Raw genomic sequence first — 1561 nt, forward strand, 5'->3', positions numbered from 1 at the left:
CAGCCCGCGCGCGGCGGCCGCGCCGGCGAGCTTGTGGATCAGCACGGTGCCGGCGATCCCGCGCCGCTGGCCACGCTCGACGCGGCCGCGCAGCGACACGTCGTCGGCAACGATGACCGTCTCGACCGGAATGCCTTCGGCGCGCGCGAGTTCGGCGGCGAGCCCGAAATTGAGCCGGTCGCCGGTGTAGTTCTTCACGATCAGCAATGCGCCGTTCGGGCCGGCGCTCGCGCGGATCGCGGCGAGCACGGCATCGGTGGACGGCGACGTGAACACTTCGCCGCAGACGGCCGCGCTCAGCATCCCTTCGCCGACATAGCCGCCGTGTGCGGGCTCGTGGCCGCTGCCGCCGCCGGAGAGGACGGCGACGGGGCGCTGCGCGGGCTCGGGCAGCGGTTGGCGGACGAGCACGTGCTCGTCGCCGAGGATCGCGACATGCGGCGACTGCCGTGCGATGCCTTCCAGCATTTCTCGCACGACATCGGACGGGCGGTTGACAAGCTTTTTCATGGCGACGGGTTCCGGACGGGTGAACGAGGCCTGGCCGGGCCCGCACGGGCGCCGGATGGCCTTTCGTGTTGCGCTGGATCGTGCGGGTGCTGTCGCCGGGGGCAGGCGGTCATGGAATGGATGACCTTCCGCACGGGCGAAGCGACGCGCACGCTTCGCGCCACGATACATCAGGTTCGGACGTTGATGTATGGAGTGCGGCGCACGCCCCCACATGTTGTGAGATGCGCGGCCTTTGGCCGTGCATTCCGAGCGAGGCACGAGATGCAAGTTCGGCCGCAGCCGTCAACGTCGAACTTCTATCGGCAGGCGGATCGTCGGATTCGAGGTGGCGCGCTCCGCCGTGAGCGCGCTACGGACAACAGATCATGCCCAGGCTCGACTTTGTTTTGTTCTACGGCGGTGCCCGGCCGCTTCGCGCATTCCTCTATCCGTGCATCACGGATGTGACAGTTGCGTGTCATGAGTGAATATGTTTTTTTTCGCTTGATTACCTCCCTATCGCACTGGATAGAATGCTACGCGTTCCTGACGAATACGGAACGGTTCGTACATTTTTTGTCGCTTCGACCATAGCTAAAAAACTGGGGATCCAGACATGCGAGACAACGGAGCACCGACGATGCTACCCGAGGAAATCGTCCCACTCGGCGACATCGAAAATATTGCACGACGCCATTTCGTGATGGGGCTCGGTGCAACGTTTCTGGCCGGATGCGGCGGCGACGGAAGCAACGCGGTTACAGGCGGTGAGCGACCATCGGCAAACGGCACCGGCCAGGCGTCCGGCGTTGCTCCTGCTTCGGACGGTATCGACGCAGGGGCGACGTCGGCAGGCATTGCCCAGACCCGCGCCTTCACGCATCCCGGCTTGCTGCATACCGACGCGGATTTCGAACGCATGCGCGCTAAAGTCGGCGCCCACGCGTCCCCGTGGATCGACAGCTGGAACGTGCTCGTCGCCAACGGTCACACGCGCCTGACGAACAAGCCGAACCCGCAGGTCGGCATCTATCGCGGCAATGATCCCACGCATGGTCAGAACTACGGC

General features: G+C 65.0%; 1 protein-coding gene and 1 pseudogene. One reads left to right on the forward strand and one right to left on the reverse strand.

What is annotated here, in order from left to right; translation table 11 throughout:
- Window positions 1–510: dihydroxyacetone kinase subunit DhaK (locus G3N96_RS38630; protein ID WP_205193996.1), on the reverse strand; the 510-nt coding region annotated here is incomplete at its 3' end.
- 622 nt (window positions 511–1132) lie between these two features.
- Here G3N96_RS38630 and G3N96_RS38635 point away from each other — a divergent pair.
- Window positions 1133–1561: pseudogene (locus tag G3N96_RS38635) on the forward strand (hypothetical protein); the annotation flags it as partial.

Source organism: Burkholderia sp. Se-20373, assembly GCF_017104705.1.
In the GTDB taxonomy this organism is placed as follows: Bacteria; Pseudomonadota; Gammaproteobacteria; order Burkholderiales; family Burkholderiaceae; genus Burkholderia.